Consider the following 15655-nt stretch of genomic DNA (forward strand, 5'->3'; position numbering starts at 1 on the left):
CAACTCCGGGTTTCTTGGGCCGGATATAACGTTAGACCTGCTCAAGTTCCACCAAACAGCCGTTGAAATCCTTTGGGTGCAGGAAAAGAACCGGTTTGCCATGTGCACCGATCTTTGGCTCACCCGATCCCAGAACACGGGCACCGGTTTCCTTTAGGTGGTCGCGCGCGGCGATGATGTCCTCGACCTCGTAGCATACATGGTGGATACCCCCTGACGGGTTCTTTTCGAGAAACCCCTTGATGGGGCTGTCTTCGCCCAGCGGATAGAGCAGTTCGATCTTGGTATTCGGCAGTTCGATGAAGACGACCGTCACGCCGTGATCGGGTTCGTCCTGCGGCGCGCCGACTTTGGCGCCCAAAGCGTTTCGATATTGCGCCGAAGCCGCCTCGAGATCCGGTACGGCGATTGCGACATGGTTCAGGCGGCCGATCATCTGGTGTCCCCTCGTTTGGAATTCGCCTCGTGTTATGCGGCCCGCGTCGCCAAAGGGCAAGTGCGCCAAAGCGCGCGCGCCGGAACGTCGTTAACCGTCCATTAGCCGTCAGAGCCTAGCTTGATCCCACCCGCTGTAGAGGAACTTTGACATGGACGATTCCGACCTGTTTTCCGCCCCCTATCACGTGCCCACAGCCGCGCGCCCACTGTTGGGGCTGACAATCCTAGTCGTCGAAGACAGCCGTTATGCCTGCGAGGCGATGAGGCTTCTTTGCCTGCGCAGCGGTGCGCGGATCAGAAGGGCGGATTGCCTGCGTTCGGCAGAACGCCATCTTCAGATCTACCGGCCATCCGTCCTGATCGTCGATATGGGCCTTCCGGATGGATCGGGCGCCGACCTGATCGAGGATCAGGCCCATGCGACGCCTCGCGTCGGCGCCATCCTTGGAATGTCCGGAGACAATTACGCCGAGAGCATCGCGCTGGCAGCTGGTGCCGACGGCTTTCTTGCCAAGCCCATTCGTTCCCTCTCCACGTTTCAGGAAACCGTTCTCTCGCACCTGCCGGCAGATCGCCAACCGCGGGGGCCGCGGCTTCTTTTGGACGAGGAAATCTGCCCCGATCCGATTGCCTATCGTGACGACATGGCCCATGCCGTCGACCTGTTGAACGAGGTGTCTGACCGTACGGTGTTGAACTACGCCGCTCAGTTCCTGCGCGGTGTGGCACGCGCCGCAGAGGATCATGCGCTGGCCGAAGCTGCACGCGGCCTGTCCCGGGCTTGCGCGCGGGGCGGGCCGCTTGGTGCAGACACAGCACGGGTGGCCGGACTTGTGCAGGACCGGCTGCAGCAACGACGGGCCATCTGACATGATCGTGGATTTCATGCTGATGATCGCCACGCTGGGCATAGCGCTTTATTGGCAAACTCGCATCGCGGCACGCGAAATTCGAAAAAGCCGTGCCGCGCAACCGAACCCGATAATCCGGAATCTGGTTATCGGGCCAAGAGGAGCGCCGGCACCCGGACTGGTCAGTTCGAAAGCTCAGGATCCGTGCTGACGCGGACAAGGCGCGTGAGATCCGACAACCGCTCTTTCTGTTGACCAGCTGCGTCAAAATTGCTCGGTGACAGCCAGACAGAAAAAGCCTCGCGCAACGCGGGCCATTCCTTGTCGATCACGGCGAACCAGGCAGTGTCGCGGTTGCGTCCCTTGACGATCACCGCCTGACGGAAAATCCCTTCGTAACTGAAACCCAGCCTTTGAGCGGCGCGGCGTGACGGCATGTTGAGCGCATCGCACTTCCACTCATACCGGCGGTAGCCTGCAGCAAAGGCCCATTCCATCATCAGAGCCATCGCTTCGGTCGCAGCGCGGGTCCGCTGCAAAAGAGGGGCCATCGCGATGAAACCAACCTCGATAGAACCTGCCTCGGGCGATATGCGCATCAAAGACGCGAACCCACCCCATGCGTCCTGTTCCAGATCGCGGATCGCGTAGAAACAAAAATCATCCTGCGTCACCGCGTCCCGCATCCAGCGGTGAAACTGCGCCGCCGATGCGAACGGTCCGACCGGCATATAGTCCCAGACCCAGTCATGCCCGGCAAACGCGTCGTAGAGCAACGCCGCATGAGCGTCCGGGTCAAGCGGTTCGAGCCGGGCGTAACGCCCAGAAAGCACGGCGCCATCTGGCCGCGGTGGTGCTGTCCATCCCCTGACCAAATGACCGCGCGGGCGAGGATCCTTCATCGGTTCACTCCTCGTTTGGAACAGGATGAAAATATGCACGGCAAGACCGCCGAGGAAAGGGCGAAACGCCTACCGCGGAAACCAAGGCAACGAAACGACGCTGGAAGGAACACTTGCCGGTCGAAGGACAATATCACGAAGCCGCTCGCATCGAATTGACGACAAACGATCGGGCTTGCGAACGAACCTTTGCAACGACCGCCGTCATTCATTTCAGGAGCAACAAGCAATACACCCCTACCACGCCCGCGACTTTTGACACAAACGCGCCCCGCCCGCGCAATGTCGTCGAAAATCCCTGCCCCACAGCTGGGACAGGCAGTGTTCGCTATCTACAAACGGCTGTTCTGAGCCTTACTCCTGGGGGATCACCCGCAGGCCCAGTTCCATCAGCTGATCCGATGTCGGGTCGGATGGTGCCTGCATCATCAAGTCTTCGGCCCTTTGGTTCATCGGGAACATGATGACCTCTCGGATATTCGACGTCTCGGCCAGCAGCATCACGATCCGGTCGATCCCGGCAGCACACCCACCGTGGGGCGGCGCGCCATAGTGGAAAGCATTGTAGAGGGCTCCGAACCGGCTTTTGACCTCGTCCTCGCCGTAGCCTGCCAATTCAAAAGCCTTGAGCATGATCTCGGGCTTGTGGTTGCGGATCGCGCCGGACACCAGTTCGTATCCGTTACAGGCAAGGTCGTACTGATACCCCCGCACCGCGAGCGGATCGCCTTGCAGGGCCTCCATCCCGCCTTGGGGCATCGAGAACGGGTTGTGTTCGAAATCGATTTCCCCGGTTTCCTCGTCCTTCTCGTAGATCGGGAAATCGACGATCCAGGCGAAAGCGAAGCGGTCTTGATCTGTCAGGTTCAGTTCGGCTCCGATCACGTCGCGCGCCTTGCCGGCAACCCGCTCAAAGCTCTTCGGTTTGCCGCCAAGGAAAAAGGCCGCGTCCCCCTGGCCGAGGCCCAGTTGCTGACGGATTGCTTCGGTCCGTTCGGGTCCGATGTTCTTTGCAAGCGGTCCGGCAGCCTCCATGCCGTCAGCCCCTTCGCGCCAGAAGATATACCCCATTCCGGGCAGACCTTCCTTTTGGGCAAACGCATTCATCCGGTCGCAGAATTTGCGCGATCCGCCGCCGGGGGCAGGAATGGCACGGATCTGCGTGCCTTCCTGCTCCAGCAGCTTTGCAAAGATCGCAAAGCCCGATCCGCGGAAATGCTCGGAGCAATCCTGCATCTTGATCGGGTTGCGCAGGTCGGGCTTGTCGGTGCCATACCAGAGCGCGGCGTCGGCATAGGAGATCTGCGGCCAGACCTGATCGACCTTCTTTCCACCGCCGAACTCCTCGAAAATGCCGGCGAGGACAGGTTGAATGGTATCGAACACGTCCTGCTGCTCGACAAAGGACATCTCCATGTCGAGCTGGTAGAAATCTGTGGGCGAGCGGTCGGCGCGCGGATCCTCATCACGGAAACATGGCGCGATCTGGAAATACTTGTCGAAGCCCGAAACCATGATCAGCTGCTTGAACTGCTGGGGTGCCTGCGGCAGGGCGTAAAACTTGCCCGGGTGCAGACGCGACGGCACGAGAAAGTCGCGCGCCCCTTCGGGGCTGGATGCCGTGATGATCGGCGTCTGGTACTCGCGGAATCCCTTGTCCCACATGCGGCGGCGGATAGACGCCACGACGTCGGACCGAAGCGCCATGTTGCGTTGCATCGCCTCGCGTCGCAGATCGAGATAGCGATAGCGCAGGCGTGTCTCCTCCGGGTATTCCTGATCACCGAAGACCATCAGAGGCAGCTCATTGGCGCGACCGAGTATTTCGATCTCGCGCACGTAGACTTCGACCTCGCCGGTCGGGATCTTCGGGTTCACCAGTTCCGGATCCCGCGCCTTTACCGTGCCGTCGATGCGAATACACCACTCGGCGCGGACCGTCTCCAGCTCGGCAAAGGCGGCGCTGTCGCCGTCACAAAGAACCTGAGTGATGCCGAAATGATCGCGCAGGTCCACGAACAACACGCCCCCGTGATCGCGGATGCGATGTACCCAGCCCGAAAGGCGAACAGTGTCGCCGACATTGGCGGCGGTTAGGTCTGCGCAGGTATGGCTGCGATAGGCGTGCATCGGTCATGTCCCCTGTTTGGGCAGAAAAGCGTCGCGCCGATACACCGCGATGAAGGCGGGAAGTCAAGGGATAGGGCTGAAACAGGCGGCAGCGCAGCTCAGAACGGGCGTTCCGCGTTCACGACGAGGAAGAAAGCACCCAGACCCACGATGAAGATGATGTTACCTGCAAGACTGTGGAGCAGGACGGCAAGCGCAAAGGAGCCGCGCGCGCGATACGCGCGCGCAAAGACGAGCCCACCGAGAAAAGTCATGACAGCGACGATCCAGCTCCAATACATCAGATGCGCAAAAGAGAATACGGCGGCGTTCAGCACATCGGCCCGCCAACCGGTTGGCAGGATGTAATGGTAGCGACGGTAAAAAAGAGGCCGGAACATCAGCTCTTGCGGAAGCACGGACAAGACCGGGTAGGACAACAACAAAACGAGCAGAAGGTCGGGCCGCTGCTTCAGCAGGTAGAAGGCGGATTCGGGCCGGACGAGGTGAATGACCGCCAAACATCCGACCAGCACGACAAGCGAGGCTGCCACCAACTCGATACTGCGCCAGTTCGACCAACCACGCCACAACTCGGCCCATGCAAAGCCCGGCGTGATATGTAACAGAGCCAGACCCAGACCGGTGAATAGGAACAGCGCAGGATAGAACCCTTCGGCAGGAAGCAGGAAAGCGACGAACAGGGGAACGGCCATAAACAGCGTCACGAACTCGGCAAGCAGCTGCGTGCGGTAGCTGTCAGGCTGGTAGAGTAAGACGGACCTTTTCATGATGCTGCCGGGTTTGACTGCGTGGGTTTCCAATTGGGGTGCATCTGGAACGTGAAAGCCCCGCCGCAGGTTCCGTGCCGCGTGTCCGACGCTCTGCCCGGAACCCCCTTGCACCTTTCCTGTCCATCCCTATAACCCACGACAATTTGAGCGCCGCCGGGGCGTTCGACTCGGGACGTTAATCAGGGGAAACGCCATGCCGAAGAGAACCGACATCAAGTCGATCATGATCATCGGGGCGGGGCCCATCGTCATCGGGCAGGCTTGCGAATTCGACTATTCCGGGGCGCAGGCCTGCAAGGCGCTGCGGGAAGAGGGTTACCGCGTAATCCTCGTCAATTCGAACCCCGCGACGATCATGACCGACCCCGGTCTGGCCGATGCCACCTATATCGAGCCGATCACGCCTGAGGTCGTTGCCAAGATCATCGAAAAAGAGCGTCCCGATGCGCTGTTGCCGACGATGGGCGGACAGACCGGCCTGAACACCTCGCTCAAGCTCGAAGAGATGGGCGTGCTGGCCAAGTACGGCGTCGAGATGATCGGCGCCAAGCGAGAGGCCATCGAGATGGCCGAAGACCGCAAGCTGTTTCGCGAGGCAATGGACCGGATCGGGCTGGAAAACCCGCGCGCCACGATCGTCACGGCTCCGACCAAACCGAATGGTGCGGCCGATCTCGACGCGGGCGTCGCAATCGCGCTCGATGCGCTGGAGGACATCGGCCTGCCAGCTATCATTCGCCCCGCCTTTACCCTCGGCGGAACCGGCGGCGGCGTTGCGTATAACCGCGAAGACTACATCCACTACTGCCGGTCGGGCATCGATGCCTCCCCGGTGAACCAGATCCTTGTCGACGAAAGCCTGCTGGGCTGGAAGGAATACGAGATGGAGGTCGTCCGGGACCGGGCCGACAACGCCATCATCGTCTGCTCCATCGAGAACGTGGATCCAATGGGCGTACATACCGGTGACTCCATCACCGTGGCGCCCGCGCTGACACTGACCGACAAGGAATACCAGATCATGCGCAACGGCTCCATCGCCGTGCTGCGTGAAATCGGTGTGGAGACCGGTGGTTCGAACGTGCAATGGGCGGTCAACCCAGATGACGGTCGCATGGTGGTGATCGAGATGAACCCGCGCGTGTCGCGGTCCTCGGCACTGGCCTCCAAGGCCACCGGTTTTCCGATTGCCAAGATCGCTGCGAAACTGGCGGTGGGTTACACGCTGGACGAGTTGGACAATGACATCACCAAGGTCACACCGGCCAGCTTCGAGCCGACCATTGATTATGTCGTGACAAAGATCCCGAAGTTTGCTTTCGAGAAGTTTCCCGGCTCTGAACCATACCTGACCACCGCGATGAAATCGGTCGGCGAGGCGATGTCGATCGGCCGCACCATCCACGAATCGATGCAAAAGGCACTGGCTTCGATGGAATCGGGCCTGACCGGCTTCGACGAGATCGCCATTCCCGGCCTGAACGTGGACGCGTGGGACGAGGCGGACGACAAGGCCGCCGTCATCAAGGCCATCAGCCAGCAGACGCCGGATCGCCTTCGTACCATAGCGCAGGCGATGCGGCATGGTCTGTCCGATGACGAGATTTTCGGCGTGACCAAATTCGATCCTTGGTTTCTGGCCCGCATCCGCGAAATCGTCGAAGCCGAACGCCGGCTGCGCAAAGACGGTTTGCCGGTGACCGAGGAAGGTCTCCGCGCGCTCAAGATGATGGGTTTCACCGATGCACGGCTCGGCGCGCTGACCGGCCGCGATGAAGAGAATGTGCGCAGGGCCCGGCAGAACCTGGGCGTGACCGCCGTGTTCAAGCGGATCGACACCTGCGCCGCCGAGTTCGAGGCGCAGACCCCCTACATGTATTCGACCTATGAAAGCCCGGTGATGGGCGAGGTGGAGTGCGAGGCGCGGCCCTCGAATCGGAAAAAGGTTGTCATCCTCGGCGGCGGTCCGAACCGCATCGGCCAAGGGATCGAGTTCGACTATTGCTGCTGTCACGCCTGTTTCGCGCTCACCGACGCGGGCTATGAAACGATCATGATCAATTGCAACCCCGAGACCGTGTCGACCGATTACGACACCTCGGACCGCCTCTATTTCGAGCCCCTGACCTTCGAGCACGTCATGGAGATCCTTCGGGTCGAGCAATCGAACGGCACGCTGCACGGTGTCATCGTGCAGTTTGGCGGTCAGACCCCGCTGAAGCTTGCCAACGCGCTGGAGGCTGAAGGCATCCCGATTCTCGGCACCACGCCCGACGCGATCGACCTCGCCGAAGATCGCGAGCGTTTCCAGGACCTCGTCAATCGTCTTGGCCTGAAACAACCGCGCAATGGAATCGCGTCGACCGATGCGCAGGCGCTCGCCATCGCAGAGGAAATCGGCTTTCCGCTGGTGATCCGGCCTTCCTACGTTCTGGGTGGTCGCGCGATGGAGATCGTTCGCGACATGGATCACCTGAAGCGTTACATCAACGAAGCGGTCGTTGTCTCGGGCAAGAGCCCCGTGCTGCTCGACAGCTATCTTGCGGGCGCGGTTGAACTCGATGTCGATGCGCTCTGCGATGGTGAAACCGTACATGTCGCCGGCATCATGCAGCATATCGAGGAAGCGGGCGTGCATTCCGGTGACAGCGCCTGTTCGCTGCCCCCCTACTCGCTAGACAAGGACGTCATCGCCGAGATCAAGGAACAGACCCGTGCACTTGCCAAGGCATTGAATGTCGTTGGCCTGATGAACGTGCAGTTTGCCATCAAGGATGGCGAGGTTTTCCTTATCGAGGTGAATCCCCGTGCGTCGCGCACCGTGCCGTTTGTCGCGAAAGCCACCGACAGCGCTATTGCATCCATCGCGGCGCGCGTCATGGCGGGTGAGAAACTGTCGGCTTTCCCGATGCGCCCACCCTACAAGGCGGTGGACGACACCAAGATCGCCGACCAGATGACGCTGGCCGATCCGGACATGCCGTGGTTCTCGGTCAAGGAGGCCGTTCTGCCCTTTGCACGTTTCCCCGGGGTCGATACGATCCTCGGCCCCGAAATGCGCTCGACCGGAGAGGTCATGGGCTGGGATCGCTCCTTTGCCCGCGCCTTCCTCAAGGCGCAGATGGGTGCCGGCATGGTGCTGCCGTCCTCGGGGAGGGCCTTCATCTCGATCCGTGACGACGACAAGACCCACGCGATGCTCGATGCGGCAAAATCGCTCGTCTCGCAGGGTTTCGATATCGTCGCGACCCGCGGCACGCAGGCCTGGCTGGATGGCCACGGCGTGCCCTGCACGCAGGTGAACAAAGTCTACGAGGGCCGTCCGAACGTGGTCGATATGCTCAAGGACGGCGACATCGCGTTGGTGATCAACACCACCGAGGGCGCGCAGGCTGTGGAGGACAGCAAGGCGATCCGATCAACGGCGCTTTATGACAAGATCCCCTACTTCACGACGGCTGCCGGGGCCCATGCCGCCGCCCGTGCCATCGAGGCACAGGCCGAGGGCGATATTGAGGTCCGGTCGCTGCAAGGCTGACCGGAGGGTCATGGTCATCATGTGGTAAAAGACCCTGAAACGCGTTTCGGCGTTTCGGGTCCGACTGCGCGATGCGAACCGTGCAGTCGGGTTACCTCTATGCATCAGGTTTTTTTCAGCGTTCCCGGGGCCGCATTGTCGCGGTGGCGAACATAAAGCTGCGCCAGAGCGGCCGAAGCCACGCGCGACATGATCCCATCGGCCCGGCTGGTCAGCATGATCGGCACCCTTGCGCCCAGAACGATCCCCGAGCTGTCCGCTCCAGCGAGATACGAAAGCTGCTTTGCAATCATGTTGCCCGCCTCCAGGTCGGGGGCAACCAGCACATCCGCCTGTCCTGCGACGGGTCCATCTATCCCCTTCGTCTCGGCAGCGGCTATCGAGATCGCGTTGTCGAACGCCAGCGGCCCATCCAGATCGCCTCCTTTGATCTGTCCGCGGTCGGCCATCTTGCACAGGGCAGCCGCCTCCACGGTTGACGGGATCTTGTGATTGACCGTTTCGACCGCCGACAGGATCGCCACTTTCGGTCGATCGATGCCCAGCGCGTGACACAGACCCACCGCGTTGCGAACAATGTCGGCTTTGGTTTCGAGATCCGGAAAGATGTTGATCGCCGCATCGGTAATCAAGAGCGGTTTCGGATAGCTTGGCACGTCCATCACGAAGATGTGGCTCATCCGGCGCTCGGTTCTCAAACCGGTGCGGGCATCCACGACTGCCGCCATCACTTCGTCTGTGTGCAAGGCTCCCTTCATCAGAGCTTCGGCAGCGCCTTCACGCACCATTTCGACGGCACGTTCGGCTGCGGCGTGACTATGCGGAACTGCAACGATTTCGACACCGGACAATTGCAATCCGGCCTCTTCGGCAGCCTCCGCGATGCGGGCTGGCGGTCCCACGAGGATGGGCTCGATCAAGCCCCTGTCCCGGGCCGCGAACGCGCCTTCCAGCGAGGTTGCATCGCAGGGATGTACGACCGCCGTCCGGATCGGGTCCAGCGCGGCGGTTCGCTCAATCAGCGCCTCGTATCCCGCGCCTGCCCGATGCATCCGTATCTCCGGAAGGGCTGCGCGCGGGCGGCGCACCTTTTCCCGCGGCGCGATCACGCGCGCCTCGCCGGTTATGACCTGCCCCGCATCCGTGCTGCATTCGCAGTCGAGGATGACCTCCGATCGCTCCTCGTCCTTTTCCCGTACGGTGACGCGTACCGTCACCGTGTCACCGACGCCCACGGGCCGCAGGAATTCCAGCGACTGCGTCTTGTAGATCGTTCCCGGCCCCGGCAACTCGGTACCCAGCAAATTCGATATCAGCGCCCCGCCCCACATGCCGTGCGCCACGACCTTGTGAAAAACGTCGTCGCGGGCATAATCGGGATCTACATGGGCCGGGTTCACATCGCCCGACATCGCGGCAAACAGGTCGATATCTTCGGTCGTCAGCGTTCGCGTCAGTTCCGCGCTGTCACCGGGCCGGATTTCATCCAGCGTTCTGTTCTCGATATACTGCATCGATCCCCACCTTGTGCGACATGTGCGCGGACTTATCCCGGCGATGTGACAGGCTTGTAACCGCGCGTGAGGACGATACGCCGTAATTTGCCGTAATGCATGGGATTTCGCTGAGATCACCAAGTTGACGCAAGGAAATCCACCCTTGTACTGTTGAACCTCCGCCTGCAATTTGGGCAAATCCGGCAGTCTTTGAGAAAGCCCGAAATGTATACGCCAGCCATAACCGGAAGCGGGGTCTTCACCCCCGAGAAATCCATCACGAACGCCGAGCTTGTCGTGGCGTTCAACGCCTATGCCGATCTGCAAAACGCCAAGAACGCCGATGCGATCGAGCGCGGCGAGATGGAACCGATGCAGCACTCTTCCGAAGAGTTCATCGTCAAGGCCAGCGGGATCGAGCAGCGCTATGTGATGGACAAATCCGGTATCCTGGACCCTGAGGTGATGCATCCCCTGCTGCGCCAACGCAGCGACGAGGAGCCCGGCATTATGACCGAGATGGCGATCGACGCCTGCAACAAGGCACTGGCGCAAGCCGGTCGAACTGCAGAGGAAGTCGACCTCGTGATTTGCGCCGCGTCTAACCACGAGCGCGCCTATCCCGCCATTGCCATCGAGATCCAGCAGGCTTTGGGCATCAAGGGTTTCGGATTCGACATGAACGTCGCCTGTTCGTCGGCGACCTTCGGGATTCAGGCTGCGGCTGACATGGTGCGCTCTGGCTCTGTTCGCGCCGCACTGGTCGTCAATCCCGAGATCTGCTCCGGTCACCTCGAGTGGCGGGACCGAGATTGTCACTTCATTTTCGGTGACGTCGCCACCGCAACGCTGATCGAAAGGATCGAGGACGCTCAAGGGCCACATTTCGAGATACTGTCAACGCGTTGCGCCACACAGTTCTCGAACAACATCCGAAACAACAACGGCTTCCTTCGTCGTACCCGCCCGGACGGGCTGGCCGATCGCCGTGACATGCAGTTCATGCAGAACGGCCGGAAAGTCTTCAAAGAGGTCGTTCCGATGGTCAGCGACCATATCGCCGATCACATGGCCGAAATCCAGATCGCAGGATCCGACCTGAAGCGTCTGTGGCTTCATCAGGCGAACAAGTCGATGAACGATTTCATCGGGCGCAAGGTGCTGGGCCGTGTGCCCGAACCGGAAGAACAGCCCAACATCCTTCAGGATTACGCCAATACGTCCTCAGCCGGTTCGATCATCGCATTTTCGCAGAACTCAACCGACCTTGAAGAGGGCGAACTGGGCATCATCTGTTCATTCGGTGCCGGGTACTCGGTGGGGTCGGTGATCTTGCGGCGCCACGCCTGACGGGACTGGGCACCTGACTTAGGTGCTTTCCTCTTCCAGATGCAATTTCATGTCGATCAGAACCTGCTGTAGCTGAACGGTTTCACGGAGCAGGCGCTTGGCCTCGTTCACCGTGATGATCCCGTCTTCGATCGCGGCCTGGTATTCGGTCATAAGCATGGCAAAGCGCTGGCTTAGTGCGATGACATCGGCATTTACCCCGCCAGAGCGCTCCTTGGTGCTGTTGCGTCTGTCATAGGATAGCGTGATGTTCTTGAGTTCGGCCAGCGCCGAAGTGACATGGGGATAGGTGGCGGCCTGCTCCAGTTTGGCAACAGCATCAACCGGGATGAACCGGTCCGCGTGTTCGTCGTTGTCGGAATAATAGCGCCCCAGCGTGGCCTTTGACTTGCCCGTCAAAGCACAGGCGGCTTCTATCCCCACATCTTTTACCAAGGCTTCGGTGTGCTTCTTCAGATACGCCCCGAAATCGGCCATGAATTACTCTCCTGAACTTGTTCTCAATCTGCTCGGCCCAACGCGGCCGGATGGGGAATGCGCCGGGAAATTTCCCATTTTAACCTGTTAATCCAATTGCGAAACTACGTCTATCCCTTGGCTATACAAGGGGTACCAACCGTGAGTGAGTGGCAATATTCTCTGCCCTGTTTCCAGTTGACCTTGCGGCAGCATTGTTCGCCGTATTGGCTTGTGTCGTATTTTGGCACACCCGCCGTTGTTGCGTGTTCAGGCGCCATCCCCAAGGGCCTTGGCCCGGCCCTGACACGCAATGACGGCGCAACTTGCTGAACAGGCTACACGGACTTGTCCAAGTCACTGACGCGGTCTATTCCGCCTGCATGGCGAAACTCTACTTCAACTACTCCACCATGAATGCCGGCAAGTCGACGGTGCTGCTTCAGGCGTCGCACAATTACCGTGAACGCGGGATGGAAACCTATCTTCTGACCGCCGCCATCGACGGCCGGGCGGGCCGTGGACGGATTGCCTCGCGCATCGGGATCGGGGCCGAGGCGGACAGTTTCACTGCCGAAGACGATGTCTTTTCGATGATCCGTATTCGCCTCGACAAGGGGCCCGTGGCCTGCGTCTTTGTAGACGAAGCGCAGTTTCTGTCAGAGACTCAGGTCTGGCAGCTCGCACGCGTCGTCGATGATCTGGATATTCCCGTGCTCTGCTACGGTCTGCGCGTGGATTTTCGGGGTCAGCTCTTTCCCGGTTCGGCCGCTTTGCTCGCCTTGTCGGACGAAATGCGCGAGGTCCGGACCATTTGCCGGTGCGGGCGCAAGGCAACAATGGTCATCCGGCTTGACGGCGACGGTCGCGCCGTCAACGAAGGTGCGCAGGTACAGATTGGCGGGAATGAAACCTATGTCTCGCTCTGCCGCCGCCACTGGCGCGAAGCGATGGGAGACGCCCCCGCGGACCAGTAAGCGACCGGCTCTATTGCCTTCGAGACTGATCAGACAGGGTTGGGCAATGGCCGCCCATCCTGTTGAGCGCTGACGTTGTCCAAGGCCATGTGGCCCATCGCGCTACGGACTTCTTCCGCGGCCGTTCCCAGATGCGGAAGCAGAGTAACGTTCTCGAGGCCCCGCAATCGCGCTGGCACTTCTGGTTCGAACTCGTAAACATCCAGCCCGGCGCCGCCCAGCGCCCCGGTTTCGAGTGCCGAAATCAGCGCTTCTTCGTCCACGACTTCCCCACGAGCAATGTTCACGAGATGCCCCGTCGGCTTCATTGCCGCCAACACGTTTGCGTCGACAAGATGCCGTGTCTCGGCCCCTCCCGGCACCGCTATCACCAGGAAATCGACCTCGGCAGCCATGGCCGCCACGCTTTGGATGCGCTGCACAGGAAAACCCGGAGATTTCTCACTGCGTGCAATGTAGCTGACGGTCATGCCAAATCCGAAATGGCATCGCCGCGCGATCGCCTCGCCGATCCGCCCCAGCCCGACTATGCCGACATGCTTTCCGGTCACGTGCAGGCCCAGCATCTGCGTCGGATGCCAACCTTCCCATTGTCCGGAGCGAACAAGGCGCTCTCCCTCCGCAGCACGGCGCGCACTCATCAACAGAAGGGTCATGGCAATATCGGCCGTGGCGTCCGTCACCGCTCCCGGCGTGTTCGTCACCGCAACACCGGCGGCCTTGGCAGCGTTCACGTCGATATGATTGTAGCCCACACCGAAATTGGCCAGCAGCTTGCAGCGGATATCACCAGCCGCATCGAACACCGCTGGTGAGAACGCATCCCCAAGACTTGGAATGACAGCATCGAAGTCCTGCAAAGCTTGGGACATTTCGTCTGCGGTCATCGGGGCGTTGCTTTGCCGGATCTCGGTATCGAACTCGGCCTTGGCGCGCGTTTCGACCGCATGCGTCATCGGCCTTGCAACAAGAAGACGCGTCAATGCATCCGCCCCCCGACCGGTACCTTGCCATCCGGTCCGACAAGAACGACTGCGCCATTTTCGTCCGGAAGTCCAAGGACCAGAACCTCGGACATGAACTTGCCGATCTGGCGTGGCGGAAAGTTCACAACGGCCATCACCTGTTTCCCGACAAGGTCTTCGGGCGCATAATGAACCGTAACCTGGGCCGAGGTTTTGCGTTCGCCGATTTCGGGGCCGAAGTCGATCCACATCTTGATAGCGGGGTTTCTCGCTTCGGGAAACGGTTCAGCGCGGATCACTTCTCCGACGCGGATATCGACCTTTAGAAAGTCGTCGAATGAAATTTCAGCCATGTGACAATTCCTTGGACCTGTTTGTGGCGGCAGCCACTGCGCGTTTCAACAGCGGGGGAAATCCGGTATCGGGATCCATCAACTCCTCGAGCGCCGCTTGCGTCGTGCCGTTCGGCGAAGTGACGTTGACCCGCAACTGTTCGGGGCTTTCTTCGGCCGCCTCGGCCAGAGCCCCTGCCCCCGCGACGGTCGCTTTAGCAAGGCGCATCGCCAAGTCATCGGGCAAGCCCTGCGCCGCGCCGGCGGCAGCCAGTGTTTCGATCAGGTGGAATACGTAGGCCGGGCCAGACCCGCTGACGCCGGTTACAGCGTCCATCTGCTCTTCGGCATCCAGCCGCACAGTCTGCCCCACGGCCTGCAGCAGAGTCTCGGCCGTGGCCAGATCCTCTTCGCTGGTACTGGCGTTTCCGACCAGAGCGGTTATGCCGCGCCCGACGGCCGCTGGCGTGTTCGGCATGGCTCGCACAATCGGGGTTTCGGCCCCCAAGATTCGTTCAAACGTGGCGATCGGCGTTCCCGCAGCGACGGAAAGGAAAAGCGTACCCCCTCCCGCAAGATCCGTAATGCCCGGCAAGGCATCGGCCATCATCTGAGGTTTCACCGCGATCAGGACGATTGCAGGCGCCTTGGGCAGCGCGGTGTTCAGATGTACGCCCTGTGCTTTTACCCAGTCGGAGGGGTTGGGATCGACAATCCAGACCGACGAGGCTGGCAACCCGTTCTCAAGCCAGCCTGACAGCATGGCCGATCCCATCTTTCCGCACCCGAGGAGGACCAGCCCCTGTTCTGCGACCCGGCTTGAATTCATTGGTGCCCCTCCCCTCGATACAGGTTCGGGGCACAGGTTTAAGCGCGGCCGTAAGCCTCTGCAATGGCTACCTGCATTGCCTCGGCAACGCTGCGCCCGCCCCAGACCATCAGTTGGATCGCGGGATAATAACGCTCAGCGCTGAGCACGGCTGCATTGATCATCGTATCGATCTGTTCTGCACTTGCGACTTGGCCGCCCGAAAGGACGAGACCGTAGCGGTAAACCATCAGCTTCTGGGCAGCCCAATAGGTGAAGGCTCCGGCCCAGCACTGGTCGTTCATCGCGTTCACAAGTTCGTAAAGCCCTGGAAGGCTTTCTTCCGGCGGCTCCATCTCGAAGGTGCAGACCATCCGAAGCGTCTCGTCATAGCCTGACCAGGCCAGCGTTATCGAGTAGGTGCGCCATTGCCCTTCGACAGCCATGGCGATCTGGTCGTCGCCTATGCGGTCGAAATCCCAGTCATGATGCTCGGCGATATGCTCGACGATATCGATGGGATGAATGTCTTCTTCGAGATACTGCTCTGAAAGGGCCATGATGCCACCTCGCTGATCTCTAGCATCTTGGGGCTGGCAGCGCCCCCAGCGCTAGGTGCCTGATCTACAGACCGGGGCG

Annotated in this window: 14 protein-coding genes; 4 read left to right on the plus strand and 10 right to left on the minus strand. The window is 60.6% G+C overall.

From position 1 onward, the window contains the following. Positions 1-31: 31 nt before the first annotated feature. A complete protein-coding gene (gene mce / locus ACFORG_RS09435; RefSeq protein WP_386735173.1) occupies positions 32-436 on the minus strand; it encodes a methylmalonyl-CoA epimerase in 405 nt (134 codons plus the stop codon). 151 nt (positions 437-587) lie between these two features. On the opposite strand from mce, the gene ACFORG_RS09440 reads away from it, so the two are divergent. Further along, complete coding sequence (locus ACFORG_RS09440) at positions 588-1307, plus strand: response regulator (RefSeq protein ID WP_386735174.1); 720 nt, start codon at positions 588-590, stop codon at positions 1305-1307. Positions 1308-1471: 164 nt separating this feature from the next. On the opposite strand, the gene ACFORG_RS09445 is transcribed toward ACFORG_RS09440, so the two are convergent. The 3 genes from ACFORG_RS09445 to ACFORG_RS09455 all read right to left on the minus strand — a co-directional run bounded on the left by ACFORG_RS09445 (position 1472) and on the right by ACFORG_RS09455 (position 5091). Continuing rightward, on the minus strand, positions 1472-2191 hold the full coding sequence (locus ACFORG_RS09445) for a GNAT family N-acetyltransferase (RefSeq protein WP_386735175.1): 720 nt from the start codon (positions 2189-2191) through the stop codon (positions 1472-1474). A gap of 354 nt (positions 2192-2545) precedes the next feature. Next, positions 2546-4321, minus strand: a complete 1776-nt coding sequence (aspS, locus tag ACFORG_RS09450; RefSeq protein ID WP_386735176.1) for an aspartate--tRNA ligase — start codon at positions 4319-4321, stop codon at positions 2546-2548. Between the two features lie 98 nt (positions 4322-4419). Further along, positions 4420-5091 carry a CPBP family glutamic-type intramembrane protease gene (locus ACFORG_RS09455; RefSeq protein WP_386735177.1) on the minus strand — a complete coding sequence of 224 codons (672 nt, stop codon included), beginning with the start codon at positions 5089-5091 and terminating at the stop codon, positions 4420-4422. Between the two features lie 196 nt (positions 5092-5287). On the opposite strand from ACFORG_RS09455, the gene carB reads away from it, so the two are divergent. After that, positions 5288-8632, plus strand: coding sequence for a carbamoyl-phosphate synthase large subunit (gene carB / locus ACFORG_RS09460; protein ID WP_386735178.1), 3345 nt, complete (start codon positions 5288-5290; stop codon positions 8630-8632). 104 nt (positions 8633-8736) lie between these two features. On the opposite strand, the gene ACFORG_RS09465 is transcribed toward carB, so the two are convergent. Beyond that, the gene (locus ACFORG_RS09465; RefSeq protein WP_386735179.1) at positions 8737-10146 is read right to left on the minus strand and encodes a bifunctional enoyl-CoA hydratase/phosphate acetyltransferase; all 1410 of its coding nucleotides are present in this window, start codon (positions 10144-10146) and stop codon (positions 8737-8739) included. Between the two features lie 207 nt (positions 10147-10353). Between ACFORG_RS09465 and ACFORG_RS09470 the strand changes: the two genes are divergently transcribed. Continuing rightward, positions 10354-11478: a beta-ketoacyl-ACP synthase III gene (locus ACFORG_RS09470; protein ID WP_386735180.1), complete on the plus strand. Its 1125-nt coding sequence runs from the start codon at positions 10354-10356 to the stop codon at positions 11476-11478. 18 nt (positions 11479-11496) lie between these two features. On the opposite strand, the gene ACFORG_RS09475 is transcribed toward ACFORG_RS09470, so the two are convergent. Then, positions 11497-11955 (minus strand): hypothetical protein, encoded by a 459-nt coding sequence (locus tag ACFORG_RS09475; RefSeq protein ID WP_386735182.1) that lies wholly within the window; start codon positions 11953-11955, stop codon positions 11497-11499. A 362-nt stretch (positions 11956-12317) separates the two neighbouring features. Between ACFORG_RS09475 and ACFORG_RS09480 the strand changes: the two genes are divergently transcribed. Further along, positions 12318-12911 (plus strand): thymidine kinase, encoded by a 594-nt coding sequence (locus ACFORG_RS09480; RefSeq protein ID WP_386735804.1) that lies wholly within the window; start codon positions 12318-12320, stop codon positions 12909-12911. Positions 12912-12940: 29 nt separating this feature from the next. On the opposite strand, the gene ACFORG_RS09485 is transcribed toward ACFORG_RS09480, so the two are convergent. The 4 genes from ACFORG_RS09485 to ACFORG_RS09500 are packed head-to-tail and all read right to left on the minus strand — an operon-like array spanning position 12941 to position 15576. Next, entirely contained in the window at positions 12941-13867 is a 927-nt protein-coding gene (locus tag ACFORG_RS09485) for a 2-hydroxyacid dehydrogenase (RefSeq protein WP_386735805.1), read from the minus strand. Positions 13868-13890: 23 nt separating this feature from the next. After that, complete coding sequence (locus tag ACFORG_RS09490; protein ID WP_386735183.1) at positions 13891-14229, minus strand: tRNA-binding protein; 339 nt, start codon at positions 14227-14229, stop codon at positions 13891-13893. Next, positions 14222-15037, minus strand: a complete 816-nt coding sequence (proC, locus tag ACFORG_RS09495) for a pyrroline-5-carboxylate reductase (protein WP_386735184.1) — start codon at positions 15035-15037, stop codon at positions 14222-14224. The genes ACFORG_RS09490 and proC overlap by 8 nt, the downstream gene beginning before the upstream one ends. 38 nt (positions 15038-15075) lie before the next feature. Beyond that, on the minus strand, positions 15076-15576 hold the full coding sequence (locus ACFORG_RS09500) for a type III secretion system chaperone family protein (protein ID WP_386735185.1): 501 nt from the start codon (positions 15574-15576) through the stop codon (positions 15076-15078). Positions 15577-15655 lie beyond the last annotated feature (79 nt).

It is taken from the genome of Lutimaribacter marinistellae, assembly GCF_042648365.1.
In the GTDB taxonomy this organism is placed as follows: domain Bacteria; phylum Pseudomonadota; class Alphaproteobacteria; order Rhodobacterales; family Rhodobacteraceae; genus Lutimaribacter_A; species Lutimaribacter_A marinistellae.